Below are 25,637 nucleotides of genomic sequence, written 5' to 3'. Positions count from 1 at the left end.
ATTTCACGCCAATGGCGCCCAGTGGAACTAGCGTTTTGTGCGGATGCTGATCTGTTCGCTGACGCGATTAGGGCCAAATTCCATGCTGGTCGCGGAAATACAGCACACCGCGGCGATTGGCAGCCCGGCGGTCCACACCGTCCACCACCTCGCGCGCCAAAGGCGCATGGCATTGCGCCGCGCTTTGGCGCGGGTCCATGATATTGCCCTCGACCCAGATCGGTATGCCCTTCAGCGTCAGCATGCCCGACAGCCAGACATCGTCGACCGTCCACAACGCCGGCGGAATCTCGTAAAAGCCCTGATCGAAGAACTCCGGTCGCACCAGCACGCCGGCATAGCCCTCGAACACATCCACATAGCCGGAACGCTTGAAGGTCCGGCGCGGCGGCGCAGTCAGACTGTGTCGTCGCCGCCAGTGTCGGATATCCTGCCATAGATAGCGCAGCTGGAACCCGACATCGGTGATCCGCCATGTCCTTACCGCGCGTGGCTCCAGATCGCGTTCATTGCTGCTGTCGGTGTATTCAAAGACCTGCCAGCCACCCTGCGCGATGACGCACCCGCGATGACGCGCCTTCAGGTCGACGAAACTTTGCGCCCAGCCGGGCGCATAGACGTGATCGTCATCGCAGAACAGTATATCCACATCCTGCCCGGCAAAGTCCCGCGCGGCGCAAAGGATTTTGGTGGCCGGGCCGTAATCGGCCTCGGTCCGCCGGATCTCCACCCCCTCGGGCACATCCGGCAATCGCCCGTCCCAGTCCGGGAACCGGCGATAACATTTCGGGATGTAAAGCACGATGCGTGATACTGGCCCGCCCTGCGCGGCAAGGCTTTTCAGCGAATGCGACAGCAGCGGGAACCGCGGCGGCACCGACGAGAGGGAAACGACGAGCACTTCAGTCCCTCACGGCCAGATGCCGTAATGCTCGCGGAAATAGGCGATGCAGCGGCGGTTCGCCTCGTTCCGCCGGGCACCTTCGATCTCCGACTGGTAAAGCGCGTCGGTGGTCCCTGCCGGGGTGTGCTGGGTGTCGAATTCGTCCGCGATCACCCAGATCGGGATGCCGCGCCGTGCGAGGTGCCCCGACAACCAGACATCGTCCACCGTCCACAGCACGGGCGGTATGTCGAACACTTCGTCATCGAAGAAATCCGGCTTGACCAGCGCGCCGCCCAGCCCCTCGAAACAGTCGATATAGCCGGACCGCCGGAACCGTCGCCGCGGCGGGTCATGCAGCACCTTGCGGTCCACCGGCGGAAAGGCGAATTCCCATAGCATCTGCGCCATGAAGCCGGGGTCCAGCAGGGCCCGGCGCGGCAGTGCTCGGGGTTGCGGACGGTCCTTCATGCGGCTCTGGCGGTAACGGTTCGCCTCGAACCCGGCGATGGCAAGGCAATAATCTGGATGCTTGGCCCGCGCGTCGATGAAGGCCTGTGCCCAGTTCGGCCGGTACCGCCGGTCATCGTCGCAGAGCAACAGGTCCAGGTCTTGCCCGCGATACGCCTGAGCCGCGAACAGCACCTTTGTCGCCGGTCCCAGATCCTCTTCGCAACGGACGATTCGTACAGGTTCGGGCACTTCCGGCAGGGTGCCATCCCATTCGGGATAACGCCGGTAGCTGCGGGGAATGTACAGCTCGATCGCGTCGATCTCCGCGGTTTGCTGCAGCAGGCGGCGCAGCGTCGGCTCCAGCAGCCCAAAGCGCGGCGGAATCGAGGAAAGGGTAAGGATCACCACTTTGCACAGGCCTCCGCTGGCGGGAAATTTCGAGTGCCGTCTGCCATGCCTGTCCGGTGGGTCAGTCGTCGGGAGGCCGCTTGTCCCTGCGTGGCGCGATGATGTCAAGCGCCCGCGGAAGGACCGGACCAGACGGTCAAAACGGCTTTTATGTCAGAATCGCCTCGCGTATAAGCGGCGCACCGCACGGGACAATCGCTGCTTGCGGAAAACAGAATCCGGAACGAGGACGAGATGGCGAAACCGACGAACGACAATGACGTGGCATTTGTCCAGGCGATGGCCGAAATCCTGAAGGAAAACGACCTTGCCGAGCTGGAAGTCGAACGCGGAACCAAGGAAGCTGGCAAGCTGACACTTCGTCTCAGTCGCACGCCGCGCACCGCGCCATCGCCGATGTTCCACGCTCCCGCCGCGGCAGCGCCCGCCACTCCATCCACACCGTCCACGCCCGAAACGCCCGCGCCTCCGGCGATCAGCGACGATCCCGCCGACCTGCCCGGCGCCGTGACCTCGCCGATGGTCGGCACCGCCTATCTTTCGCCGGAACCGGGTGCTGCGCCCTTCGTGAAGGTGGGCGATACCGTTTCCGAGGGGCAGACCCTGTTGATCGTCGAAGCGATGAAGACGATGAACCACATCCCCTCGCCCCGCTCCGGCACCGTGAAGCGTATCGTGGTCGAGGATACCAGCCCCGTCGAATACGGCGCTCCGCTGATGGTCATCGAGTGATATGTTCGACAAGATTCTGATCGCAAACCGGGGCGAAATCGCCCTGCGCGTCGTCCGCGCCTGCCGCGAGATGGGGATTGCCAGCGTCGCGGTGCATTCCACCGCGGACTCCGACGCCATGCATGTGCGCATGGCGGACGAGGCGATCTGCATCGGCCCCGCCTCTGCCACGCAAAGTTACCTGTCGATCCCTTCCATCATCGCCGCCTGCGAGATCTCCGGCGCACAGGCGATCCATCCGGGCTATGGCTTCCTGTCGGAAAACGCCAGCTTCGTGCAGATCGTCGAGGATCACGAGATCACGTTCATCGGCCCTTCGGCCGAGCATATCCGCCTGATGGGCGACAAGATCACCGCCAAGGACACGATGAAGAACCTCGGCGTGCCATGCGTGCCCGGCTCTGACGGCGGCGTGCCCGATCTGGCCTCGGCCAAGAAGATCGGCGCCGAATTCGGCTATCCGGTCATCGTCAAGGCCACCGCCGGCGGCGGCGGCCGCGGCATGAAACTGGCCCGCTCCGAGGCCGAGATGGACCATGCCTTCCCGACCGCCCGCGCAGAGGCGAAGGCCGCCTTCGGCAATGATGAGGTCTATATCGAGAAATATCTCGGTAACCCGCGCCATATCGAGGTTCAGGTCTTCGGCGACGGCAAAGGCAACGCGGTCCATCTTGGCGAACGCGACTGCTCGCTGCAGCGCCGGCACCAGAAAGTGTTCGAAGAGGCTCCCGGCCCCGCAATCGACCCCGAAACCCGTGCGCGGATCGGCAAGACCTGCGCCGAGGCGGTGGCAGAGATCGGTTATTCCGGCGCCGGCACCATCGAGTTCCTCTATGAGGACGGCGAGTTCTACTTCATCGAAATGAACACCCGGCTGCAGGTGGAACACCCGGTGACCGAGGCCGTGTTCGGCGTCGACCTCGTGCGCGAACAGATCCAGGTCGCTGCCGGCATGCCGCTGTCGTTCAGGCAGGAAGACCTGCAGGTGAACGGCCACGCCATCGAAGTGCGGATCAACGCCGAAAAGCTGCCGAACTTCGCCCCCTCACCGGGCCGCATCACGCAGTACCACGCCCCCGGCGGGCTGGGCGTTCGGATGGATTCCGCGCTATACGACGGCTACCGGATCCCGCCCTATTACGACAGCCTGATCGGCAAGCTGATCGTCCACGCACAGGACCGCCCGGCGGCGCTCGCCCGGCTGCACCGTGCGCTGGGGGAACTGATCGTCGACGGCATCGAAACCACCGTGCCGCTGTTTCACGCTCTGCTCGAGGAACCGGCGCTCCAGACCGGGGATTACACGATCCACTGGCTGGAGAAGTGGCTGGCGGAAAATCTCGACGCCTGAGCCTTTATGCCGCTGCAGGGCCAGCGCCCTGCGGCGGTGACAATTGCCTTCTGCCGCAGTACGCTGGTGCCGTCCGGGTCCATGACCCGCTTCGAATAGCCTGCAATTGCACCCACAGAACGCCGGCATAACCCCCGAAACCCTGCTCCGCGCCTATGCTGCGGGGATCTTTCCGATGGCGGAATCCGCGGAAAGCGAAGAGATCTTCTGGGTTGACCCGCGGTTCCGTGGGATACTGCCCCTCGACGGTTTCCACATCTCGCGCTCGCTGGCCCGCACGCTGCGGCAGCAGGATTACGAAGTGACGCTGGACCGGGACTTCGAGGGCGTGCTGCGCGGCTGTGCCGACCGCGAAGAAACCTGGATCAATCCCAGGATCTTCTCGCTTTACCTCGCGCTCCATCGGATGGGGCATGCCCATTCCATCGAGGTCTGGCAATGCGGGCAGCTTGCGGGCGGTGTTTATGGCGTCACCCTCGGCGGCGCCTTTTTCGGCGAAAGCATGTTCTCGCGAATCCCGTCGGCATCGAAGATCGCACTGGCCTATCTGACCGACCACTTGGCGCGCTGCGGCTTTACGCTGTTCGACACCCAGTTCATCACGCCGCATCTCGCCACGATGGGCGGGGTCGAAATCCCGCGGGCGGATTATCACGACCTGCTGCAGGACGCATTGCAGCATGAAGGCGATTTCCTGAAGGAAACGACGCTACCGCCGCCTCAGGACATCCTGCAACGCAGTACCCAGACGTCGTAGCGCGGGTCGTCCATCGCGTTCAGAGCCGGAGAAGAGGCGATCATCCAGCCCTCGAAGGCAGGCACTTCCTCGCCCGACATGCGGATCACCACATAGGCATAGGCGTCGCCAGACGGGTTGTCCTCGGGATAGCGGCACTCGCCCAGCGTCACCTGCAGCCGCCCGAACCCGCCGCTTTCGCCCGGGGCCAGCGTCATGTCCTCGACACTGCCGGTCAGCTTGTCAAGACCGCGCAGCACGGCGCCCTGCGGTGCCTTGGTCGCGGCGACGCGGGGATCCTCCTCGATGCGGCCCAGATCAGGGATGTATTCAAGGTCCAGATCTGGCTCGAGGATCGAGGAATCGTCGGGAAACAGGTTCGGGCGAAGGATGGTTCCGTCCTGCTCCGGGGGCACGATCAGAACGGATCCCGGTTCCTGCGCTGCCACCGGTCCTGCCGCCAGCGCGCAGAACAGCGCAGCGCGAAGGATCATTCAGCTTCCTCGCTGTCGCCGGAAACGAATTTCATCAGCAGCGACACAAGGCTCAGGGCGCTTTGGGTATCGTAGATCTCGCCGCCCGGTTCGATCTCAACCGGTGAGCCACCCGGCACGATCTCGACAAAGCTGCCGCCCAGCAGTCCCTCGGATGCGATCACAGCCGCAGTGTCGTCGGTCAGGACGACATTCTCGTCCACAGTCAGCCGCGTCTCCGCCCGATAGGTCACAGGATCTAGCTCTAGCCCAACGACAGTACCGACTTTCACGCCTGCAAGGCGCACGTCGGTGCCGACCGTGATCCCCTCGACCGAGCGGAAGGACGCGGTGTATTCCGACACACCACCCTGCCCGCCGGTGAACCCGGCGATCTGTCCCGCGTAGAACAGGAAAGCCCCTGCCACGGCGAGGACTGCGGCGCCGACCAGTATTTCTGAAGTGCGTTCGGCCATCGGATTATTCCGGCTGCCAGGCCTCGTAATCGCGCCGATCGACCGGATCGGGGCGGCGGATGGACCCGGGAGGCGCATAGGCCAGCATTGTGCCTGTCAGGTTTTCCTGATGCGGCTTTTCCCAGGGCTTATGCTTCAGGTCCTTGGGCAACTCGTCGTAGGTGTGGTGCAGCCAGCCGTGCCAGTCCGGACTGACCCGACTCGCCTCGGATTCGCCGTTGTAGATCACCCAGCGCCGCTTGCCGTCCGAGGTCTGATAAAAGGTGTTTCCGGCGTCATCTTCGCCGACCTTGACGCCCTTGCGCCAGGTCCAGAACTGGGTGTTCAGCGTCGATCCGTTCCACCAGGTCACGGCACGAAGAAGCGAATTCAGAATGCCCATCGGCACCTCCGGTTTCCGTTACCCCCATATGACCCATGCGACGGCCAACGTCCAGTGACAAGGCCGCGCAGAGCGGAGACCTGTGCACATCATGAACCGGTGCCGCGCGGATCACCAAATAGGTATCAGGCAAAGATAAACCGGGGCTTTCCCGCTGCGCGGTCCGTCACCCCAGCCGGCCGTCCCGCGCCCAGGAAATCGCGTCTTCCAGCCGGTCGTCGCCCCAGAACACCTCACCGTCCACGGCGAAGCTGGGAGAGCCGAAGACGCCCATTGCCTTGCAGGTCTCGGTCTCGTCCGCCAGGGCCGCGCCTATTTCGTCCGACATCGCGGCCGCGATGATACGCTCCGGATCCTGTCCGGCCAGGCGCAGGCTTTCCGAAAGGTTCGGCTCGCTGCCTGCGGCTTGGTTGCACTGGAACCACAGCCGGTAAGCCTCGACCGTATAAGCCACGCCCCAGCCTTCGCGCATGCCCAGAAGCGCCACGCGATTGGCCAGTTCCAGTTCGGGCAGGGGATAGGGAACCGGGGTCGAGATCGGCAGCCCGTACAGCCCGGCACGGCGTTCGATATCGCGCCACATGTAGGCGGACTTCACCGGCTTGTCCTTGAACGGCACGTTGTTCTGTTCGACCATGATTGATCGCACGTTGAACGGTCGCCAGTTGAAGCTGATGCCCTCCCAGGACCCGACCTCCTCCAGCCGCATGACGGTCAGGTAGGAGTAGGTGCTGCCTATCGAATACCAAAAATCCACGGACGCCATAGACCTCGTCCCAAAACCGTTAACGCTCCTTAGAGCCTACCCTTTTGGGAGTCTTCAACAAAGTCTGCAATTCCAGACAATTGTCGACCCAAACGCGAATAACGTTTGTCGAAAAGCCTTTTTCCGAGAAAATTTCGGCCCTTACGTGTGTGGCAGCCGCGCAGTCGCCTCGATCTCGATTTTCATCTCAGGGTTCTGCAGCGCGGCCGACAACATCGTCGCAGCCGGGAGTGCTCTGCGAAATGCTTCTGCCGTGATTGGCCAGCATTCCGGCCAGTCAGCCGGATCGGGCAGGATGTAACGCACCCGCACCACGTCATCGAGTGACGCACCCGCCTCTGCCAGCGCCTTGGCGATGGTGGCAAGCGCATTGCGGCACTGGTCGACGACGGAGTCCGGCATGCTCATCGTCGCATAGTCATAGCCGGTGGTACCGGAGACAAAGACCCAGCCATCGCTGACTACGGCGCGGGAATAGCCGATGTCTCGCTCGAACGGGGAACCGGTGGTGATGTGCTGGCGGGTCATAGCATTACTCCGTCTGTACGAACCTCAATCATCCGCACCCATGAAAAAGGCCCGCCACCTTTCGGGACGGGCCTGAATTCGCTAGTCGCGCCGCGCTCAGCTCGCGCTCGCGCCTTCTTTCTTCTGCTGTTCCGAATAGATCATCAGTGGCTGCGAATCCGAGCTGACCGCCTCTTCGTTGACGACCACCTCCTCGACCCCATCCATGCCGGGCAGGTCGAACATCGTGTTCAGCAGGATGTCTTCCATGATCGACCGCAGGCCACGTGCGCCGGTCTTCCGTTCGATCGCACGTTTGGCGATGGCGGAAAGCGCGTCGTCGGTGAAGGTCAGCGACACGTCCTCCAGCTCGAACAGGCGTTGGTACTGCTTGACCAGCGCGTTCTTCGGCTCGGTCAGGATGGTGACAAGCGCGTCTTCGTCCAGGTCCTGCAGGGTCGCGATCACGGGCAGACGGCCGACGAATTCCGGGATCAGCCCGAATTTCAGCAGGTCTTCCGGCTCCAGTTCGGTGAACATCTCGCCGACAGAGCGCGATTCCTCGTCCTTCACATCGGCACCGAAGCCCATGGCAGAGCCACGACCGCGCTGCGCGATGATCTTTTCCAGGCCGGCAAAGGCGCCGCCGCAGATGAACAGGATGTTCGTCGTGTCCACCTGCAGGAATTCCTGCTGCGGATGCTTGCGCCCGCCCTGCGGCGGCACGGAGGCAACGGTGCCTTCCATGATCTTCAGCAGCGCCTGCTGCACGCCCTCGCCCGACACGTCGCGGGTGATTGAGGGATTGTCGGACTTGCGGGTGATCTTGTCGACTTCGTCAATATAAACGATGCCGCGCTGCGCCCGCTCGACGTTGTATTCCGAGGCCTGAAGCAATTTCAGGATGATGTTCTCGACATCCTCGCCCACGTAACCCGCTTCGGTCAGCGTGGTCGCGTCCGCCATGGTGAAGGGCACATCGAGGATCCGCGCCAGCGTCTGCGCCAGCAGCGTCTTGCCGCAACCGGTCGGGCCGATCAGCAGGATGTTCGACTTCGCCAGCTCTATGTCGGTCTTCCCGGCGTGGTTGAGCCGCTTGTAGTGATTATGCACAGCCACCGACAGCACGCGCTTCGCGTGGGACTGCCCGATCACGTAGTCGTCCAGCACCTCGCAGATTTCCTTCGGCGTCGGTACGCCGTCAGAGGATTTGAGCCCGGAGGTTTTGGTCTCCTCCCGGATGATATCCATGCAAAGTTCGACACACTCGTCACAAATGAAAACGGTTGGCCCCGCAATCAGTTTGCGCACCTCGTGCTGGCTCTTCCCGCAGAAAGAGCAATAAAGTGTGTTCTTACTGTCGCCGCCTGAACTACTTGCCATCTCTTATTCCCCTGGGCTTCGTGGCCCGAGCGGCGTGTTCTGCCGCACGCGCCGGCGATGCTCCTGATTTGCCAGGTAGCCTAGGGCAGAGCCCAAAAAGGCACAACGCCAAAATGACAGGAAAGCAACAACGTGCTTTCGTGGTTAAGCGTCGCCTTCAGGCCTGGCGCGGTTCTCCACAATCTCGTCCAGATGGCCCCATTCCAGGGCCTCTTCCGGGGACATGAAGTTATCACGTTCCAGCGCAGCCTCAACCGCTTCGACAGGCTGACCGGAGTGTTTTGCGTAAATTTCGTTGAGCCTGCGCTTCAGTTTCTGGGTTTCCTCGGCATGGATCATGATGTCCGTCGCCTGGCCCTGGTAGCCGCCAGAGGGCTGGTGAACCATGATGCGCGCGTTAGGCAGCGCAAAGCGCATCCCCGTCTCACCCGCGATCGCCAGCAGCGACCCGGCCGAGGCCGCCTGCCCCACGATCAGCGTGGACACCTTCGGGCGCACGTATTGCATCGTGTCGTACATCGCCAGGCCCGAGGTGACGACACCGCCGGGGCTGTTGATATACATGGAGATTTCCTTTTTCGGGTTCTCCGACTCCAGGAACAGCAGCTGCGCGACGACAAGGCTCGACATGCCGTCGTGGATCGGGCCGTTCACGAAAATGATCCGCTCCTTCAGCAGGCGCGAGAAAATGTCATAGGCCCGTTCGCCGCGGCTGGTCTGCTCGACCACCATCGGCACGAGGTTGTTCATGTAGTGATTATACTGATCGATCGGGTCCATCATATCGCCTGCCTCGCTATCGGCACCGGTGTAGCCGGTGAACTGTCAACAGAGTCTTATTTACTGCCGGAACCAGCCGCAAGGGCACCGCCCGGACGAATCGACCCTAGCACGCGCTTGACAGGTATGTAAGTCATCACTTACGGTAAGTCATGTCTTACGAATCTGCCATCGCCGCCCTGGCCGACCCGACGCGCCGCTCGCTGATCGAGCGGTTGCGCGACGGGCCGCAGCCGGTAGGACGGCTGGCGCAGGACCTTCCGATCAGCCGCCCGGCCGTGTCGCAGCACCTGAAAGTGCTCAGCGATGCCGGGCTTCTGCTGGTCGAACCAAGCGGCACCCGCCGCCTCTACCGCCTTGCGCCGCAGGGTTTCGAGGACCTGCGCCGCTGGCTCGACAGCCTGTGGGACGACGCGCTCGGCAGCTTCGCCGCCCGCGCCCGAGAGATCGCGAAAGAGAGCAACAGCAAGGACCCCCCGAAATGACCGGCCCCATCGTCAAGACCGTCACCGTGCCGCTCTCTCCCGAGCGCGCCTTCACGCTATTCACCGAGGAAATGTCCGACTGGTGGCCGCTCGACACCCATTCCCTCTCCGCCGGCGACGGCGAGACGGCGAAATCCGTCACGGTGACACCGGAGGAAGGCGGCGCGGTCTTTGAAACCAAACCGGATGGCAGCACCGCGCAATGGGGCCGCGTCACCGAATGGGATCCGGGCCGCGCCTTCGGCATGACCTGGCATGTCGGCCGGCCGGAGGATCAGGCGAGCCACGTTCATGTCAGTTTCGACGTCGTCGCCGACGGCACGAAAGTGACGCTGATCCACGACAACTGGCGGGCCCTCGGCGCCGAGGCCGCGTCGCTACGCCAGAACTACCACAGCGGCTGGGATACCGTGTTCTGCGCCCTCTACGCCGGTGCCGCACAGTCCGTCATGGTGACTGCGGCCTGATCCCGGCCCGCCGGGTCCGCCGCCATGCCGCGCGCCTTGCTCCTCGGCGGGACCGGCCAGATCGGCATGGCGGTCGCCGACCGCCTTGACCGCGCGGGCTGGAACGTCGTCCTCGCCTCCCGGACGCCCCCGCCGAGCCAGGGGCCGTGGCGGCACGCAATCCTCGACCGGGACACCTCCGGCACACTGGCGGACGCGATCGGCGACGGTGCCGACCTGCTGCTGGACTGCATCGCCTACGACGCGGACCACGCCGGGCAGTTGCTGGAGGTGCAGGTGTCGGTCGGTCACATCGCCGCGATCTCCAGCGCCAGCGTCTACTGCGACGAACAGGGCCGCACGCTGGACGAGGCCGCCGATACCGGCTTCCCGGACCTCCCCGTCCCGATCCCCGAGGATCACCCCACCGTCGCACCCGGCCCCGCCACCTATTCCACCCGCAAGGTCGCGATGGAGCGCCGTCTGCTCGACGGCGCCACCGGCCGCGTGACCATCCTCCGCCCCTGCGCCATCCACGGCCCCCACAGCAGGCACGCGCGGGAATACTGGTTTCTCCGCCGCCTTCAGGATGGCCGCACGAAGATCCCGCTCGCCTTCGACGGGCGCAGCCGGTTCCAGACCACTTCGACCGCCGCAATAGCAGAGGCGTTACTGTGGGCGCTGGAGCCAGACCGCCCGCAGATCCTGAATGTGACGGATGCCGATGCGCCGACGGTGGCCGAAATCGGCCGGGCGATCATGGCGGCGACCGGCCTCACGGCAGAGCTCGTGCTGCTCTCCGACACCAGCTTCCCTGCCAAGGTCGGTGCAACGCCCTGGTCCACCCCGCGCCCCTTCGTCTGCGCCAGCTCGGCCCCAAACGCCGGAACCTACGCCGAAACCGTCCCAAAAGCGCTCGACTGGCTTGCCGAAGCCACCCGCAACGCCGACTGGCGCAAGGTCCTGCCGCAGTTCGCCGCCTACCCGCGAGATCACTTCGACTACGCGCGCGAAGACCGCCTGTTCGCCTCTTCAAATCTCTGACGATCCCACGGCCGCGGAACTTCCCTCGCGCCCGGCCATGCCGTAGACTACGGGCCGTAGGGAGGACATCATGAACGAACCCAATCCCAGCTTCCGGCGGGGCGATGTCTGGTATGCCGCCGACAGTGGCGACCTGTCGGAATTCGCCGCCGGCATTCCCGCCGAGACCGACGCCGCCGACTACCCCCACGCCAGCGGGATCGAAGCGAAGATCCCGATCTATGACGGCAACGCCATCCGCGCGATGGATGCGCAGGGCCGCAAGGCGCTGATGCAGGAATGGGCGAAGCTTCTGCTGAACGGCCCCGGCGTCCTCGTTATCCAGTCCGCCTACCCCGACACCGCGCCCGTCGACCGTGCCACCGCCCTCTTCGACCGTATCATTGAAGAAGAACGTGCCGCAGGTGCCGGCGCGGGCGACCATTTCGCCAAGCCCGGCGCGAATGACCGGATCTGGAACGCGCTGCAAAAGCACTGCCTCGCAGATCCGGAAGGCTTCGCGCTCTACTACGGCAACACCTGCCTGGCTCTCGCCGCAGAGGCATGGCTCGGCCCCGGCTACCAGTTCACCGCGCAGGTCAACCGTGTAAATCCCGGCGGCGCCGCCCAGAATGCGCATCGCGACTATCATCTCGGCTTCATGTCGACCGAGCAGGCCGCCCGCTTCCCGGCGCATATTCACGCGCTGTCGCCCGGCCTGACCCTTCAGGGCGCCGTCGCTCATTGCGACATGCCCGTGGAAAGCGGCCCGACGATGCTGCTGCCCTATTCGCAGCGCTACGGCGCCGGGTACATCGCCTTCACGCGCCCCGACTTTCAGGCCTATTTCGCCGAGAACCACGCGCAGCTGCCACTGAAGAAGGGCGACGCCGTGTTCTTCAACCCGGCACTGATGCACGGCGCGGGCACCAACCGCACCGCCGACATCTGCCGCATGGCGAACCTGCTGCAGATCAGTTCCGCGATGGGCCGCGCGATGGAGGCGGTCGACCGCACCGCCATGACCCGCGCGCTCTACTCGCCGCTCAAGGCACTCGTCGCCGATGGCAAGCTGACGCCAGAGGAAACCGCCGCCGCCATCGCCGCCTGCGCCGAGGGCTATGCCTTCCCCACCAACCTCGACAGCGACCCGCCCATCGGCGGCCTCGCTCCCGCCAGCCAGGCGGACCTGATGACCAAGGCGCTGCAGGATGGCGACGACGAGGCCACCTTCGCCGCCGCACTCGACGGGTGGGAGGAACGCCGCCGACCCTGACATCGGGTCCGCCTTGCCAAGCACCAGCCCCCATGCGACGGTCTTCGCCGTCCGTGGGGCAAGTGGAGGAACAACCTTGGAACAGACGGAAATCAGGGCCGCCTCCGGTACCGGCACCGCCCAGCTGCCGCAGCTGCACGAGGCGCGCAATCCGGGGATGGAGCTTGACCTTGACTGGGTCATGTCCGCACAGGCCAACACCTCCGCCATCGAGCGCCGCGCCGCCACCCTGCCCGGCCGCCGCTCGGTCAAGAAGGACTATCAGGCCGCGTGGCTCTGCAAGGCGATCACCCTGATCGACCTGACGACCCTGTCCGGCGACGACACGCCCGGGCGCGTCCGCCGCCTCTGCGCCAAGGCGCGGCAGCCGGTGCGGCAGGATATCCTCGATGCCCTCGGCATGCCGCCGATCACCACCGGCGCGGTCTGCGTCTATCACGAGATGGTCCCCACCGCTGTCGCCGCGCTGGAGGGCACGAACATCCCCGTCGCCGCGGTTTCCACCGGCTTCCCGGCGGGCCTGTCACCACTGAACCTGCGCATCGCCGAGATCGGCGAGTCGGTAAAGGCCGGCGCGAAGGAGATCGACATCGTCATCTCCCGCCGCCACGTGCTGACCGGCAACTGGCAGGCGCTCTATGACGAGATGCGCGCCTTCCGCGACGCCTGCGGCGACGCGCATGTGAAGGCGATCCTCGCCACCGGCGAACTCGGCAGCCTGCGCAACGTCGCCCGCGCCTCGCTGGTCTGCATGATGGCCGGCGCCGACTTCATCAAGACCTCCACCGGCAAGGAGAGCGTGAACGCCACCCTGCCCGTCTCCCTCGTCATGATCCGGGCGCTTCGCGACTACTTCGACCGCACAGGCCACCGGATCGGCTACAAGCCCGCCGGCGGCATCTCCAAGGCCAAGGACGCGCTGACCTACCTGACACTGATCAAGGACGAACTTGGGAACCGCTGGCTAGAGCCGGACATGTTCCGCTTCGGCGCCTCCTCGCTCCTCGGCGATATCGAGCGTCAATTGGAACATCACGTGACAGGCCGCTACTCCGCAGGATACCGACATGCGCTCGCATAGAATCGCCCGAACGGTTTCGATCTTGGTCCCGGCGCTACTCTGCTTCGCCATCGTCCCGGCGCATGCGCAGACCTTCTTGATACGGTGCGGACCCTGGATTTCCAACGCCGGCGAGGAAAGCGACGACGTCACGATCCAGTTCAACGACAAAAGGATGACTCTGTCGGACGGGCACGACCGGATCGTCGCCAAACAGGTCGACGAAACGGAGCTCGGCCGGGTTTATGTCGAAGACGGCGACGCCTATTTCGCCTATTCGGCCCATACAAATATCCGGTCCCGGAGCGGTGTCTTCTGGCCTGTGAAGATCGTCCGGATCGTGCAGGACCCGAATTCGGTGAGGCACATGACAGTTTCATGCAAAGGCAACCTATGAACGTCCCCGAGATCTTCGACACGATGGAATACGGCCCCGCCCCCGAAAGCGCGGCCGAGGCTCTGGCCTGGCTGGTCGACGGCGGTGACCGCTACGGCCATTTCATCGACGGCAGGATGACCGAACCGGGTGAGGGCTTCCCGTCGAAGAACCCTGCAACCGGCGAGGTGCTGGCGACAATCTCGCAGGCCACGCAGAAGGATGTCGACGCTGCCGTCGCCGCCGCCCGCAAGGCGCAGCCGAAATGGTCGAAGCTTTCGGGGCACGAACGCGCAAAATACCTCTACGCCATCGCCCGCCTCGTCCAGAAACATTCCCGTCTGCTCGCCGTTCTGGAAACCCTCGACAACGGCAAGCCGATCCGCGAAAGCCGCGACATCGACGTGCCGCTCGTCGCGCGCCACTTCTACTACCACGCAGGCATGGCGCAGCTGATGCAGGCCGAACTGCCGGACCGCGAGGCGCTCGGCGTCTGCGGCCAGATCATCCCGTGGAACTTCCCGCTCCTCATGCTGGCATGGAAGGTCGCGCCCGCCATCGCGATGGGCAACACGGTGGTGCTGAAGCCCGCCGAATACACCTCGCTCACCGCGCTGCTCTTCGCCGAGCTCTGCGCCGAGGCGGGGCTGCCCAGAGGCGTCGTCAACATCGTCACCGGCGACGGCGCCGTTGGCGAGATGATCGTGAACCACGACGACATCGACAAGGTCGCCTTCACCGGCTCCACCTCGGTCGGCCGCCGTATCCGCGAGGCGACGGCGGGATCCGGCAAGGCGCTGACGCTCGAACTAGGCGGCAAATCCCCCTACATCGTCTTCGACGACGCCGATCTCGACAGCGCCATCGAGGGGCTGGTCGACGCGATCTGGTTCAATTCCGGCCAGGTCTGCTGCGCCGGCTCGCGCCTGCTGGTGCAGGAAGGCATCGCCGACCGTTTCTATGAAAAGCTCAAACGCCGCATGGACGGACTGCGCGTCGGCGATCCGCTCGACAAGTGCATCGACGTCGGCGCGGTGGTGGACCCGGTTCAGCTCCAGACCATCGCCACGATGGTCGAAGGCAGCGCGGGCGACATCTACCGCGCCAACGCGCCGCTGCCCGAGAACGGCTGCTACTACCCGCCGACGCTGATCACCGGGCTGGAGCCTGCCGACCGCCTGATGCAGGAGGAAATCTTCGGCCCCGTGCTTGTCGGCACGACCTTCCGCACCCCGGCCGAGGCGGTGCAGCTCGCCAACAACACCCGCTACGGCCTCGCCGCCACGGTCTGGTCGGAAAACGTGAACCTCGCCCTCGATATCGCGCCAAAGCTCGCGGCAGGCGTGGTCTGGGTCAACGCCACCAACCTCTTCGACGCCGCCGCCGGGTTTGGCGGCGTCCGCGAAAGCGGCTTCGGGCGCGAAGGCGGCTGGGAAGGTCTGCTCGCCTACACCAAACCCAAGGGCAGCACCAAGGCACTGAAACCCGTGAAACCGGTGGACGCCCCCAAGGACGCCACCGTCGACACTCTCGACCGCACCGCCAAGCTCTACATCGGTGGCAAGCAGGCCCGCCCCGACGGCGGCTATTCCCGCCCGGTCTGGTCGGCCAAGGGCAAGCTCCTCGGCCACCCGCCCATCGCCAACCGCAAGGATATCCGCAACGCCGTCGAGGCCGCGCGCAACGCCTCCGGTTGGTCCAGGACCACCGGCCACCTGCGCGCGCAGATCCTCTATTACCTCGCCGAGAACCTTTCCGCCCGCGCCGAGGAATTCGCCGCCCGCCTGACGGACCTCACCAGCGAGGGCCACAAGGCGGCACAGGACGAGGTCGACACCGCAATCTCCCGCCTCTTCACCTATGCCGCATGGGCCGACAAATACGACTGTGCCGCCAAGGGCGTACCCCTGCGCGGCATCGCCCTTGCAATGAACGAGCCGGTCGGCGTCATCGGCGCCTTCTGCCCCGACGAGGCGCCGCTTCTCGGCCTCGTCTCGGTCCTCGGCCCGGCACTGGCCATGGGCAACCGCCTCGTCGCCGTCGCCTCCGAAGCCTATCCGCTGGCCGCGACCGACTTCTACCAGCTCCTCGAAACCTCCGACGTCCCCGCCGGCACCGCCAACATCCTCACCGGATCGCACGCCGAACTGGCGCCCCAACTCGCCGGCCACATGGACGTGGACGCGGTCTGGAGCTTCTCCTCCTCCGACCTCTCCGCCGTCATCGAGAAAGAGGCGGCCGGAAACCTGAAACGGACCTGGGTGAACAATGGCCGCGCCACCGACTGGACCACGGCGGAAGGCCGCGCCTTCCTCGCCGCGGCGACCGAGGTCAAGACGATCTGGGTGCCTTACGGCGAATAGCGCACCTGGACCGCTGGCGACCCAGGGGAATCCACCGGCCCGAACAGGCTCAACCGACCCGGAAGACCTTGTCCCTCGAAGTCTGCCCCCGGATCAGCGTCAGCCCGGTCTTCGGCACGCCCAGCGCCTTCGCCAGCAGCTTCTGCACCGCCGCGTTGGCCTTGCCTCCCTCGGGCACCGTCGTCACGTAGACCCGGATCGCGCCGTCCTCCGCCTTCACCGCGTTCCGCGACGCCTTCGGCGTCACCCGCACCGCGATCTCGGCGCCGGACACGGCCATATGGCTCAGGTCGGTCATCGGCTTGGAACCTCCACCGCGCCGTTCTAGGCTGCGCCGCGACCAACCGCCAGCAGGAGGCAGCATGAACCGCACGGGATTTTTCTGGGACGAAAGCTGCTTCTGGCATTCCGGCGGCAATTACGCGCTGACCTTCCCGGTCGGCGGGCTGGTACAGCCGCTGGCGGCGGGCGGCCTGCCCGAAAGCCCCGAGACCAAGCGGCGGTTGAAGAACCTGCTGGAGGTCACAGGGCTGTTCAGCGAACTGCATACGCAATCGGCCGACCCCACCACGAAGGATGAACTGGCGCTGGTCCATCCCGTGAGCTTCCTCGACAAATTCAAGGCAACCTCCGACGCCGGCGGCGGCGAACTGGGTCTGCGCACCCCTTTCGGCCGTGGCGGCTACGAGATCGCGGCACTTTCCGCCGGCCTCGCCCGCGGCGCGCTCTTCGCGGTCCTCGAAGGCAGGCTGGACAACGCCTATGCCCTCTCCCGCCCGCCCGGCCACCATTGCCTGCCCGATTGGCCCAACGGATTCTGCCTGCTCGCCAACATCGCCATCGCCATCAGATCCGCCCGCGCCGCCGGCCTCGCCCGGCGCTTCGCCGTGGTCGACTGGGACGTGCATCACGGCAATGGAACCGAGCACATCTTCATCGACGATCCGGACGTCCTGACCATCTCGATCCACCAGGAAAAGAACTACCCGCTCGATACCGGCGACGCCGATGTCACCGGCGAAGGCGCCGCGAAGGGCGCCAACATGAATATCCCGCTGCCCCCCGGCGGCGGCCACGCCACATACCTCGAAGCAATGGAACGGCTGGTCCTGCCAAAGCTCCGCGCCTTCCAGCCGGAGGTGATCGTCGTCGCCTGCGGCTATGACGCCTCCGCCTTCGACCCGCTGGCGCGGATGCTCTGCACCGCCGACACCTTCCGCCAGATGACCCGGCAGGTGATGGAGGCGGCGGACGACCTCTGCGGCGGGCGCGTCGTCATGGTCCACGAGGGCGGCTATTCCGAGGCGCATGTACCGTTCTGCGGCCATGCTGTGCTGGAACAGCTTTCGGGCTCCGCCATCACCGCCCCCGACCCGCTGGCCGAGACACTGGAAATTCGTCAACCAAACGCGAAGATGCAGGCCTTCCTGTCCGACTACATCGGCGAGCTGGAAGACTTCTTCTTCTGACCCATCTCCACCCTCGCGCGGATGCCCTTCAACTGTCGCCGCGCCATGATCCCGTGGATCAGCGACGCCGCCGGGCGTGCGAGCACGCCCGGGAACCGTACCCGCCCCAGCACCGGCATCTCGATCTCTGCCTTCGAGGTCCGCGCCCTGACATGCAGCCGCGTGCCGCCATCGACCGGAGATAACACGAACACCCAGCTTGCCCGGTCGAAACACGCCCGCCAGTCATCAGACCCGACCGCCCCGGTCACGCTCCCGGAAGGCACCCCCAGCAACAGCCACCGTGCTGCCTCGAACCCCAGCACCACGAAGCAGTCCGTCACCCCCGGCAGCGCCGGCATCACGGTTCCGATGCCAAATTCCTGAAATTCCGGCAGAATCTCCCACGCGCTCGCCGCGCCGCCATTATCCAGCCGGTCATAGCTGTACCATCCCGCGCGCCCCGCCCCCATCTGCACCAGCCACGGCCAGACCGCCTCGGGCGGCGCGCCGATCGTCACGCCGTGATCCAGAGACACAAGCAGGTCGCGCACCAGCCCATCGCCCGGCAACACCGCCGCGCGCTCCGCCTCCGTCGCCCTGAAAAGCCCAGACATGCCCCATCCCTAGCCACCCAGCCACTCCGCGCACAAGCCCGCCGCTGCACTTGCATCTCCGCGGCGAAGCGCCGACATGTGTGCGGCCCGCTGATGGAGACAACATGCCCGACCGCAACCAAGCCGCCCTCGACTTCCTGCTGACCCGCCGCTCGCGCCCGGCCAAGACGTTGACCGGCCCGGTGCCGGACCGCGAGACGCTGAAGACGCTGCTCACGGCGGCAGGGCGCAGCCCCGATCACGGCAAGCTGGAACCGTGGCGCTTCATCGTGCTGGAAAAACCGGCGCTCAAACGGCTCGGTGCGCTGGTCCCAACGCGCGGCGCGGCGCTGGGAGAGGACGAAGACCGCATCGCCAAGGCCCGCGCGCAATTCGACGACGCCGACCTTGCGGTGGCCGTGGTCTTCTCCCCGAAACCCTCGCCCAAGATCCCCGAGATCGAACAGCTCTATTCCGCCGGCGCGGTCTGCCTGTCGCTGCTGAACGCCGCGCTGGCTTCCGGCTGGGGCGCCAACTGGCTATCCGGCTGGCCCAGCCATGACCGTGACTTCCTGACCGAGGGCCTCGGCCTCGAACCGCAGGAAAGCATCGCCGGCTTCATCCATCTCGGCACCGAAACCTCCGCCCCGCCGGATCGCCCGCGCCCCGACATCGACGCGATCACCACCTGGGTCGCGGAATGATCGTTGCGGACTTCCTCAAGGCCCTCGGCCAGTTTGGCGACCCCCGCTTCCAGCGCGTTTTCTGGCTCGGCCTCGGCCTGACCATCGCCCTGCTCTTCGGCGTCTACGCGGTATTTCTCTGGGTGATCCAGTGGCTTACCCCCGACACCATCACGATCCCCTGGATCGGCGAGGTGACATGGGTCGACGACCTGCTGTCATTCGGCTCCATCGCGCTGATGCTGCTGCTGTCATTCTTCCTGATGGTGCCGGTCGCCTCGGCCTTCACCGGCATCTTCCTCGAAGACGTGGCCGAAGCGGTGGAGGACCGGCATTATTCCCACCTCCCCGAAGTCCCGCGCCTGCCGTGGAGCGAGATCGTCGCCGACACGCTGGGATTCCTCGCCCTGCTGATCGCGGTCAACGCGGGCGCGCTCATCGTCGGCCTCTTCGTGCCGCCCTTCATGCCGTTCATCTTCTACGGCGTGAACGGATTCCTTCTGGGAAGGGAATACTTCCAGATCGCCGCCATGCGCCGCCTTGGCCGTCAGGGCGCCAAGGAGTCGTTCCGCGCCAATATCGGCCAGATCTGGCTGGCGGGTATGCTGATGGCCGTGCCTTTATCGGTGCCGGTCCTGAACCTGATCGTCCCGGTGCTGGGCGCCGCGACCTTCACGCACCTGTTCCACCGGCTCAACACCTGAGGCGCGGCGGCCGGCCGCGCCTTCGGCTCAGTAATAGGTGCGGCGGCGGTTGAACCAGTCGATATCCTCGACCGTGATGATGCCCGAGACGATGATCCCGGCCACGATCGCCCACACGATGAAGGCCACGATCGTCACGATCACGAATTTCCGCTTCAGGTGATGCACTTCCGGGGATCCGGGCATCGTGCCCGGAACGACCTCGCCCAGATCGCCCTGAGTCTTGATGCGCAGCGGCAGCACGATGAACAGGGTCATGAACCAGATGACCGCGAAAAGGACGATTGCGGATGTGATCGCCATCAGACCTGCTCCAGCTCGATCAGGGTGCCGTTGAAATCCTTCGGATGCAGGAACAGCACCGGTTTCCTGTGCGCGCCGATCTTCGGCTCACCATCCCCCAGCACCCGCGCACCCGCCGCCTTCAGCTTGTCGCGCGCGGCCAGGATGTCGTCGACCTCGTAGCAGATGTGGTGAATGCCGCCCGACGGGTTCTTTTCCAGGAACCCCTTGATCGGAGAATTCTCGCCCAGCGGATAAAGCAGCTCGATTTTGGTGTTCGGCAGCTCGATGAACACGACCGTCACGCCATGGTCCGGTTCATCCTGCGGCGCGCCGACGCCGGCGCCGAGGGTGTCGCGGTATTGCGCCGCCGCCGCCTCCAGATCCGGAACGGCGATGGCAACGTGGTTCAGGCGGCCGATCATGCGAAATCTCTTCCTTCGAGGTTCCCCCCACATGCCACCGGAGGCGCTCGATTACCAGCGCCCCGTGGTCGCAGGCCCGGGCGGCGCGGCGGCGCCTGTCATCCCCAGAAGAATAGTTCGAATGCCCGTGGTTCTTAACCGCCAGTTTATCTTCTTGCCGAAATCTGGACGGATTCAGCAGTGAGGAACCGCCATGCCCGCCAGCCTCGACCACCCCCGTCCCCTGTCCGCGCCCCTGACCACCCAGCCGCTCGGCGGCTTCACCGTCCTCGTGATCGAGGACAGCCGATTTGCGTCCGAGGCCGTGCGCCTCCTGTGCCTGAAAAGCGGCGCAAGGATTCGCCGCGCCGACAGCCTGTCCTCGGCGCAACGGCACCTCATGGTCTATGTTCCGACGGTGGTGATCGTCGATCTCGGCCTGCCGGACGGCTCCGGCACCGACCTGATCGCACAGCTCGCCAAGGCCACGCCGCGGATCCCGGTGATCCTTGCAACTTCCGGCGACGACACCCTGTTCGATGCCGCGCGCGCCGCCGGGGCCGACGGCGTTCTGGCCAAACCCATCGAAAGCCTCGCGGTGTTCCAGAAGGCGGTCCTGGAACTCCTGCCTGCCGATCAGCGCCCTGTCGCACTGCGCGTCGTCCCGTCCGAGGTTGTGGCGCCCGATCCCATCGCCTTCCACGACGACCTCGCCCATATCGCCGAGGTGCTGAAGGGCCACGAGGACGAAAGCACCGTCGACTACGCCGCCCGCTTCCTCGCCGGCGTCGCGCGCAGCGCGCATGACGACGCGCTCCTGCGCGCGGCGGAGCGGCTGTCGCGAAGCTATGCCAGGGGGCTGTCTTTCGGCGCCGATCTCGACCGTGTCTCGGGCCTGCTTCGCGAACGCCTCGAAAACCGCGCCGCAATCTGAGCGTCCCTAGCGCGGAACGCCGCCGCGTCCAGTCTGGGCGGCCTTCCGCATCGTCCTAGCTCTCCGCCCAAAACCACGACTTGGAGAGCCACGGATGACCAGCATCTACGAAGTCATCAAGGAAGATCACCGTACCCACCGCGACCTGATGAAACGCATCGCCGGGACCGAAGGCGACAGCCCCGAACGCCGCAAGGCTTGGGACGCCTTCTATCACGAGGTCAAATCCCATGCCGCGGCAGAGGAAGAAACCTTCTATTCCAAGCTGATCTCGAAGACCTGGGGCCAGGACGCCGCCCGCCACTCGGTCCATGAGCACAAGGAACTGGACGACCTGATGGACGAGCTGAACGAGATGGACATGTCCAGCCCCGGCTGGCTGAACAAGTTCCACAAGCTCGAACACGACTACAACCACCACATCGACGAAGAGGAGGACGAGGTCTTCACCCGCGCCCAGGAAGAGATCGACGAAGGCGAGATCGAGAACTTCGGCGACCGGTTCCTTGCCCGCAAGGCCGAGGAACGCAAGCTGGTCGAGGAAAAGCTCGCCGACCACCTCGAGGATTGACCGGCCGGGCCGCCCCGACCTGGCGGCCCCTTACAGCTTCGGGTCGCGCGCCACCAGGATCGGCGCGGTCAGCGACGACAGGCTCTGCTTCTGCCGACCCTCGCCGTCGAAATTCTCCGGCGCCAGCCAGGTCTCGAACGCCGCCTTCAGCGCCGGCCACTCCTTGTCGATCGAGGCGAACCATGCGGTATCACGGCTCCGCCCTTTCACGACGCCCGCCTGCCGGAACACGCCCTCATAGCTGAACCCGTACCGCTGCGCCGCCCGGCGCGAGCCCATGTTGGCCCCATGGCATTTCCATTCGTAGCGCCGGTAACCGGCTTCGTAAGCCCACTCCATCAGCAGGAACATCGCCTCCGTCGCCGCCCGCGTCCGCTGCAATGGCCTGGAATAGTTGATGTGCCCGACCTCAATGGTTCCCGCCGCCGGGTTGATCCGCATCAGGCTGGCCACCCCGCCCCAGGCGCCCGCCTCCTTGTCGTAGATCGCATGAAACCGCGGGTCGGGTTCTGCCACGACCTTCTCGACCCAGGCGCGGTATCCGTCCACCTCCGCGAACGGCCCGTAAGGCAGGTATTTCCAGATCGCGTCATCCACCGCATTCGCCGCGAACAGCGCCTCCGCATGATCGGGCGTCAGCAGTTCCAGCCGCGCATAACGGCCTTCGAAAACCTCTCCATCCGGCCAGCGCGGCGGCTGCCAGTTGGACAGATCTTCCATGGAATCCGCGAAATCTTGCACCGTTCTCTCCCAATTCCCGCCCGATTTTCGGGGGAACATTACGCATTGCCGCCGAATGTCCAAGGGGAAGAGTACGATGTCCAGTCAGACCGATTTAAGCAACCGCATGCAAAAGGCCATCGACTGGGCCATCTTCGGTTTCGGCGCCCTCGCGCTCTGCACGGCCATCGCCGCCACCACGCTCGCCCGCACAGCGCACGCCCTGTCGACCGCGCCGGTGGCCGAGACCATCGCCCAGCAATAGGCAAGCCGTTTCAGGCCAGTAGCCCCGGATCCGCCCCCAGATCCAATCCCGGAAACACCGAGCCTTCCAGTAAGCCACGGTCCATCCCGTAAAGCCCCCGCATGACCCAGGCCGCATAGGCGCGCACATCCGCCGTCGGCATCAGGTCGCGCCGCGCATACAGGTCCGCTTCCGCCAGCCCCGGCCAGTCGCCGTAAACACGCCCGCCGCGCAGCGCACCGCCCGCCAGCAGCATCGCGCCACCGGTGCCGTGGTCGGTTCCGCCGCTGCCATTCTCGGCCACCGTCCGGCCGAACTCCGTCATCGCCAGAACCGCGGTCTTGCCCCAGACCGGCCCCAGCCCCTCCTTCAGCGTCAGGATCGAGCGTTGCAGCAGGTTCAACGCCCGCGACAGCGCACCATCCTGCGCGCGGTGGGTGTCCCAGCCTGACAGGGAATACGACACGATCCGCGTCTCCTGCAGCAGCCGCGCGGCGGCAAAAGCCGCCATCGGTTCCTGCCGCGGGCCGGTCGACAGCGGCGAAAGTGCTTCGCGGTCGATCTCGGCGGCCAGTCCCAGCGCCTCGCCCGCCGCTTCGGAAAACAGCGGGTCGGGCGCATAGATATGCTCCAGCAGCAGCTGCGCCTGCGGCGACAACGTCACATCCGCATCGGGCGACCATTGCAGCGCAGGCGCGTCGCCCGAAAGGATCTTCATCTCGTCGCGTCCAACCGCAAAGGCGGTCTTTGCCGTAATCCCCGGCATCGCCTGCAGCATCCGGTTCAGCCAGCCGTCCCGCTGGGCTGCCAGAACCACGTCCATGCCGGTGCCCGCCTCCAGCAGGTCCTGCCCGTCGAAATGGCTGCGCTTGTCGCGATAGGGCGTCGAGACCGCCTGTACAAAGCCCAGTTCCCCCGCCTCCCACAGCGGCATCAGCGGCGCCATCGTCTCATTCAGCGCGAAATATCCGTCCAGCGGCAAGGCATTCCCGGCAGACTTCGCCAGCTTCGGCCGGTAGTCCGCGAACAGCCTGTCACTGACCGGCGGCAGAATTCCCAGACCGTCCATTGCGCCGCGCAGGACGATCACCACCAGCCGCGCATCGCCCGGCGTCGCGGCCATGGTCATGGTCGACAGCCACGGATGCGCCGCCGCGGAACAGGCCACACCCAGCCCGCCGCGCAGAAGCCCCCGCCGTGAAATCGCGCCTGTCGCCATCACACCGCCCTCATCGCCGGTTGAACTCCGCCGAGGCAAGCACCAGCCCGACCCCCTCGGCCCGTGTCTCCGCCGCCGATACCGCCTTCACTAGGCGCGGGCTCGCCGCGTCGCCAAGCGCCCGGCGCGCAAAGCGGTCCGGCTCCGCGTCCTGATCCTTCCGTCGCGCCGCCGCCGCCATCGCCCAGGAAATCCGCTGCGCCAGCCCGAAAGGCTGCACCCAAGCCGTCTCGGCATCCGCGTATCCATCCGGTCCGGGCGGCCTGATCGGGTCCTGCCCCATCGCGCGCAGCTGATCGCGGAACTGCTTCTTGAGCTTTCCGCGGGGCAGCGACACCAGGTCCGCGCCGCGCGCACCTAGCGCCCGCAACGCCGATCCCATGAATTCCATCGGTAGCTTCACCTTGGCGCCGAAGCCGTGCCAGGCCGCCGGATGCCGCAGCATCGTCCCGTAAACCGCCGACAGATCACCGCCGCTGTCGAGCCACGCCGCCTCCATCGCCGCGACAAGCGCCGGATCGGGCGTGTCGGCCACGAAATGCGCCGCCAGCTTGTGCGACAGGTGCCGTGCCGTCGCCGGATGCACCGCCAGATCGTCCAGCGCCTCGCGGATATGTTCCAGCCGCGCGCGCCCGCGCCCGCCATATCTCTCCCCAAGCACCTTCTCCGCGCCCGGCTCGGCGTATTCCGATCGAAAGGCCACCGCGTCATCCTTGCGGATGTTGAACGAGAGCCCGGTCAGCAGTTCCGCGAACTGCCGCACATCCGTCTGCCCATAGGCTGCGCCGACCCCAAGCGTGTGCAGTTCCAGCACCTCGCGCGCAAGATTTTCGTTCAGACCGCGGCCGCGCTTCTTTCCGACTGCAGAATTCGGCCCGACCGACACCACCTGATCCAGGTAGATCAGCATCGCCGGATGCGTCACCGCCGCAGCCAGCAGGTCACCGAACCGTCCCGCCACGCGCGGCCGGATCGCATGATCCGAGTAGATCCCGGACATTGCCACTGCGGGGCGCGCCGTGGGCGCGATGGCGAAATGGTTCTTCCAGAAATGCACCAGCCGCTCGCGGAACGGATCCTCGGTCTCGACAATCCGCGCCAGATCCGCCGCCAGCCCGAAATCCAGCGACACCTGAATTTCTCGCTTCAGCGCCTTCTCGCGCTCGTCGGCACCATCCATCTTGGCCCGCTGATCCTGCCGCGCAGCCAGGTAGTCACGGCCCAGTGCGATCGATTCGGCGAAGGTCATCTTGGGAAAACCGGCAGCGGTCCGGTCCGGCCGCGTCAGTTGCCGCAGCATCGCCTCCGGCTCCACCGGAATATGCCGGGCTGGCAGGCCATATCCGAAACGGATGGCCGCATAGGTCTCCGGCCCGATGGCCTGATCGAACAACATGCCTGCGCCTCTCTGCTCGGGGCAGAGAGTAGCAGCCAACCCCTTGACGAGCTATCAAAACCGCGAGAGCGGCCGGC

At 65.5% G+C, this 25,637-nt stretch carries 32 protein-coding genes; 16 read left to right on the top strand and 16 right to left on the bottom strand.

The genetic code is table 11. The annotated features are described in order from the left end of the window. Window positions 1-67: 67 nt before the first annotated feature. Entirely contained in the window at window positions 68-901 is an 834-nt protein-coding gene (locus HCO70_RS12890) for a glycosyltransferase family A protein (protein WP_172296742.1), read from the bottom strand. Between the two features lie 9 nt (window positions 902-910). Then, a complete protein-coding gene (locus HCO70_RS12885; protein WP_216665418.1) occupies window positions 911-1,741 on the bottom strand; it encodes a glycosyltransferase family 2 protein in 831 nt (276 codons plus the stop codon). Between the two features lie 237 nt (window positions 1,742-1,978). Here HCO70_RS12885 and accB point away from each other — a divergent pair, with 237 nt between their 5' ends. The 3 genes from accB to aat all read left to right on the top strand — a co-directional run bounded on the left by accB (window position 1,979) and on the right by aat (window position 4,584). Further along, window positions 1,979-2,476, top strand: a complete 498-nt coding sequence (accB, locus tag HCO70_RS12880) for an acetyl-CoA carboxylase biotin carboxyl carrier protein (RefSeq protein WP_172296740.1) — start codon at window positions 1,979-1,981, stop codon at window positions 2,474-2,476. Window position 2,477: 1 nt separating this feature from the next. Then, window positions 2,478-3,827, top strand: coding sequence for an acetyl-CoA carboxylase biotin carboxylase subunit (gene accC / locus HCO70_RS12875; protein WP_172296738.1), 1,350 nt, complete (start codon window positions 2,478-2,480; stop codon window positions 3,825-3,827). 175 nt (window positions 3,828-4,002) lie between these two features. Further along, window positions 4,003-4,584 (top strand): leucyl/phenylalanyl-tRNA--protein transferase, encoded by a 582-nt coding sequence (aat, locus tag HCO70_RS12870; RefSeq protein WP_253913267.1) that lies wholly within the window; start codon window positions 4,003-4,005, stop codon window positions 4,582-4,584. Here the strand turns inward: aat and HCO70_RS12865 are convergent. From HCO70_RS12865 to HCO70_RS12835, 7 genes are all read right to left on the bottom strand, one after another. Next, entirely contained in the window at window positions 4,548-5,057 is a 510-nt protein-coding gene (locus HCO70_RS12865; protein WP_172296734.1) for a DUF2155 domain-containing protein, read from the bottom strand. The genes aat and HCO70_RS12865 overlap by 37 nt on opposite strands. Beyond that, a complete protein-coding gene (gene mlaD / locus HCO70_RS12860; protein WP_172296732.1) occupies window positions 5,054-5,512 on the bottom strand; it encodes an outer membrane lipid asymmetry maintenance protein MlaD in 459 nt (152 codons plus the stop codon). The genes HCO70_RS12865 and mlaD overlap by 4 nt, the downstream gene beginning before the upstream one ends. Window positions 5,513-5,516: 4 nt before the next feature. Then, window positions 5,517-5,894, bottom strand: coding sequence for an NADH:ubiquinone oxidoreductase subunit NDUFA12 (locus tag HCO70_RS12855; RefSeq protein ID WP_172296730.1), 378 nt, complete (start codon window positions 5,892-5,894; stop codon window positions 5,517-5,519). Between the two features lie 166 nt (window positions 5,895-6,060). Next, a complete protein-coding gene (locus HCO70_RS12850) occupies window positions 6,061-6,660 on the bottom strand; it encodes a 2-hydroxychromene-2-carboxylate isomerase (protein WP_172296728.1) in 600 nt (199 codons plus the stop codon). Window positions 6,661-6,801: 141 nt separating this feature from the next. Beyond that, complete coding sequence (locus tag HCO70_RS12845; protein WP_172296726.1) at window positions 6,802-7,188, bottom strand: RidA family protein; 387 nt, start codon at window positions 7,186-7,188, stop codon at window positions 6,802-6,804. A gap of 96 nt (window positions 7,189-7,284) precedes the next feature. Continuing rightward, entirely contained in the window at window positions 7,285-8,550 is a 1,266-nt protein-coding gene (gene clpX, locus HCO70_RS12840) for an ATP-dependent Clp protease ATP-binding subunit ClpX (RefSeq protein ID WP_172296724.1), read from the bottom strand. Between the two features lie 144 nt (window positions 8,551-8,694). Then, window positions 8,695-9,333 (bottom strand): ATP-dependent Clp protease proteolytic subunit, encoded by a 639-nt coding sequence (locus HCO70_RS12835; protein ID WP_172296722.1) that lies wholly within the window; start codon window positions 9,331-9,333, stop codon window positions 8,695-8,697. Window positions 9,334-9,482: 149 nt separating this feature from the next. Here HCO70_RS12835 and HCO70_RS12830 point away from each other — a divergent pair, with 149 nt between their 5' ends. From HCO70_RS12830 to HCO70_RS12800, 7 genes are all read left to right on the top strand, one after another. Further along, the gene (locus tag HCO70_RS12830; RefSeq protein ID WP_172296720.1) at window positions 9,483-9,815 is read left to right on the top strand and encodes a helix-turn-helix transcriptional regulator; all 333 of its coding nucleotides are present in this window, start codon (window positions 9,483-9,485) and stop codon (window positions 9,813-9,815) included. After that, on the top strand, window positions 9,812-10,282 hold the full coding sequence (locus HCO70_RS12825) for an SRPBCC domain-containing protein (protein ID WP_172296718.1): 471 nt from the start codon (window positions 9,812-9,814) through the stop codon (window positions 10,280-10,282). The genes HCO70_RS12830 and HCO70_RS12825 overlap by 4 nt, the downstream gene beginning before the upstream one ends. 24 nt (window positions 10,283-10,306) lie before the next feature. After that, window positions 10,307-11,305 carry an NAD-dependent epimerase/dehydratase family protein gene (locus tag HCO70_RS12820; RefSeq protein ID WP_172296716.1) on the top strand — a complete coding sequence of 333 codons (999 nt, stop codon included), beginning with the start codon at window positions 10,307-10,309 and terminating at the stop codon, window positions 11,303-11,305. Window positions 11,306-11,375: 70 nt separating this feature from the next. Beyond that, the gene (locus HCO70_RS12815; RefSeq protein ID WP_172296714.1) at window positions 11,376-12,560 is read left to right on the top strand and encodes a phytanoyl-CoA dioxygenase family protein; all 1,185 of its coding nucleotides are present in this window, start codon (window positions 11,376-11,378) and stop codon (window positions 12,558-12,560) included. Window positions 12,561-12,636: 76 nt separating this feature from the next. Beyond that, window positions 12,637-13,641 (top strand): deoxyribose-phosphate aldolase, encoded by a 1,005-nt coding sequence (gene deoC / locus HCO70_RS12810; RefSeq protein ID WP_253913266.1) that lies wholly within the window; start codon window positions 12,637-12,639, stop codon window positions 13,639-13,641. After that, entirely contained in the window at window positions 13,628-14,017 is a 390-nt protein-coding gene (locus tag HCO70_RS12805) for a hypothetical protein (protein ID WP_172296712.1), read from the top strand. The genes deoC and HCO70_RS12805 overlap by 14 nt, the downstream gene beginning before the upstream one ends. Beyond that, window positions 14,014-16,359: an aldehyde dehydrogenase family protein gene (locus HCO70_RS12800; protein WP_172297395.1), complete on the top strand. Its 2,346-nt coding sequence runs from the start codon at window positions 14,014-14,016 to the stop codon at window positions 16,357-16,359. The genes HCO70_RS12805 and HCO70_RS12800 overlap by 4 nt, the downstream gene beginning before the upstream one ends. A 49-nt stretch (window positions 16,360-16,408) precedes the next feature. Here HCO70_RS12800 and HCO70_RS12795 read toward each other — a convergent pair whose 3' ends face one another. Next, entirely contained in the window at window positions 16,409-16,657 is a 249-nt protein-coding gene (locus HCO70_RS12795) for a DUF167 domain-containing protein (protein WP_172296710.1), read from the bottom strand. Between the two features lie 64 nt (window positions 16,658-16,721). Here HCO70_RS12795 and HCO70_RS12790 point away from each other — a divergent pair, with 64 nt between their 5' ends. Beyond that, window positions 16,722-17,828 (top strand): class II histone deacetylase, encoded by a 1,107-nt coding sequence (locus HCO70_RS12790; RefSeq protein ID WP_172296708.1) that lies wholly within the window; start codon window positions 16,722-16,724, stop codon window positions 17,826-17,828. On the opposite strand, the gene HCO70_RS12785 is transcribed toward HCO70_RS12790, so the two are convergent. Further along, window positions 17,795-18,424: a hypothetical protein gene (locus tag HCO70_RS12785; protein ID WP_172296296.1), complete on the bottom strand. Its 630-nt coding sequence runs from the start codon at window positions 18,422-18,424 to the stop codon at window positions 17,795-17,797. The genes HCO70_RS12790 and HCO70_RS12785 overlap by 34 nt on opposite strands. Window positions 18,425-18,528: 104 nt before the next feature. Between HCO70_RS12785 and HCO70_RS12780 the strand changes: the two genes are divergently transcribed. Continuing rightward, the gene (locus tag HCO70_RS12780) at window positions 18,529-19,107 is read left to right on the top strand and encodes a nitroreductase (protein WP_172296706.1); all 579 of its coding nucleotides are present in this window, start codon (window positions 18,529-18,531) and stop codon (window positions 19,105-19,107) included. Further along, the gene (locus HCO70_RS12775) at window positions 19,104-19,790 is read left to right on the top strand and encodes an EI24 domain-containing protein (protein ID WP_172296704.1); all 687 of its coding nucleotides are present in this window, start codon (window positions 19,104-19,106) and stop codon (window positions 19,788-19,790) included. Before HCO70_RS12780 ends, HCO70_RS12775 begins: the two co-directional genes overlap by 4 nt. A gap of 27 nt (window positions 19,791-19,817) precedes the next feature. On the opposite strand, the gene HCO70_RS12770 is transcribed toward HCO70_RS12775, so the two are convergent. Then, window positions 19,818-20,093, bottom strand: coding sequence for a DUF1467 family protein (locus tag HCO70_RS12770; RefSeq protein WP_172296702.1), 276 nt, complete (start codon window positions 20,091-20,093; stop codon window positions 19,818-19,820). After that, window positions 20,093-20,497 carry a methylmalonyl-CoA epimerase gene (gene mce, locus HCO70_RS12765; protein WP_172296700.1) on the bottom strand — a complete coding sequence of 135 codons (405 nt, stop codon included), beginning with the start codon at window positions 20,495-20,497 and terminating at the stop codon, window positions 20,093-20,095. Before mce ends, HCO70_RS12770 begins: the two co-directional genes overlap by 1 nt. A gap of 193 nt (window positions 20,498-20,690) precedes the next feature. On the opposite strand from mce, the gene HCO70_RS12760 reads away from it, so the two are divergent. Together HCO70_RS12760 and HCO70_RS12755 are read left to right on the top strand one after the other, a co-directional pair. Continuing rightward, window positions 20,691-21,410, top strand: coding sequence for a response regulator (locus HCO70_RS12760; protein WP_172296698.1), 720 nt, complete (start codon window positions 20,691-20,693; stop codon window positions 21,408-21,410). Window positions 21,411-21,504: 94 nt separating this feature from the next. After that, the gene (locus tag HCO70_RS12755) at window positions 21,505-21,981 is read left to right on the top strand and encodes a hemerythrin domain-containing protein (protein WP_172296696.1); all 477 of its coding nucleotides are present in this window, start codon (window positions 21,505-21,507) and stop codon (window positions 21,979-21,981) included. Between the two features lie 30 nt (window positions 21,982-22,011). Here HCO70_RS12755 and HCO70_RS12750 read toward each other — a convergent pair whose 3' ends face one another. Further along, a complete protein-coding gene (locus HCO70_RS12750; RefSeq protein WP_172297393.1) occupies window positions 22,012-22,701 on the bottom strand; it encodes a GNAT family N-acetyltransferase in 690 nt (229 codons plus the stop codon). 97 nt (window positions 22,702-22,798) lie between these two features. Here HCO70_RS12750 and HCO70_RS12745 point away from each other — a divergent pair, with 97 nt between their 5' ends. Next, window positions 22,799-22,966: a hypothetical protein gene (locus HCO70_RS12745; RefSeq protein WP_172296694.1), complete on the top strand. Its 168-nt coding sequence runs from the start codon at window positions 22,799-22,801 to the stop codon at window positions 22,964-22,966. 10 nt (window positions 22,967-22,976) lie between these two features. Here the strand turns inward: HCO70_RS12745 and HCO70_RS12740 are convergent, their stop codons facing one another. Next, window positions 22,977-24,164 (bottom strand): DUF1501 domain-containing protein, encoded by a 1,188-nt coding sequence (locus tag HCO70_RS12740; RefSeq protein WP_172296692.1) that lies wholly within the window; start codon window positions 24,162-24,164, stop codon window positions 22,977-22,979. 10 nt (window positions 24,165-24,174) lie between these two features. Continuing rightward, complete coding sequence (locus HCO70_RS12735) at window positions 24,175-25,560, bottom strand: DUF1800 family protein (protein ID WP_172296690.1); 1,386 nt, start codon at window positions 25,558-25,560, stop codon at window positions 24,175-24,177. Between the last annotated feature and the right edge of the window lie 77 nt (window positions 25,561-25,637).

This window comes from Pseudoruegeria sp. HB172150 (assembly GCF_013184805.1).
In the GTDB taxonomy this organism is placed as follows: Bacteria; Pseudomonadota; Alphaproteobacteria; order Rhodobacterales; family Rhodobacteraceae; genus Psychromarinibacter.
This window is presented reverse-complemented; position numbering and strand designations above follow the sequence as displayed.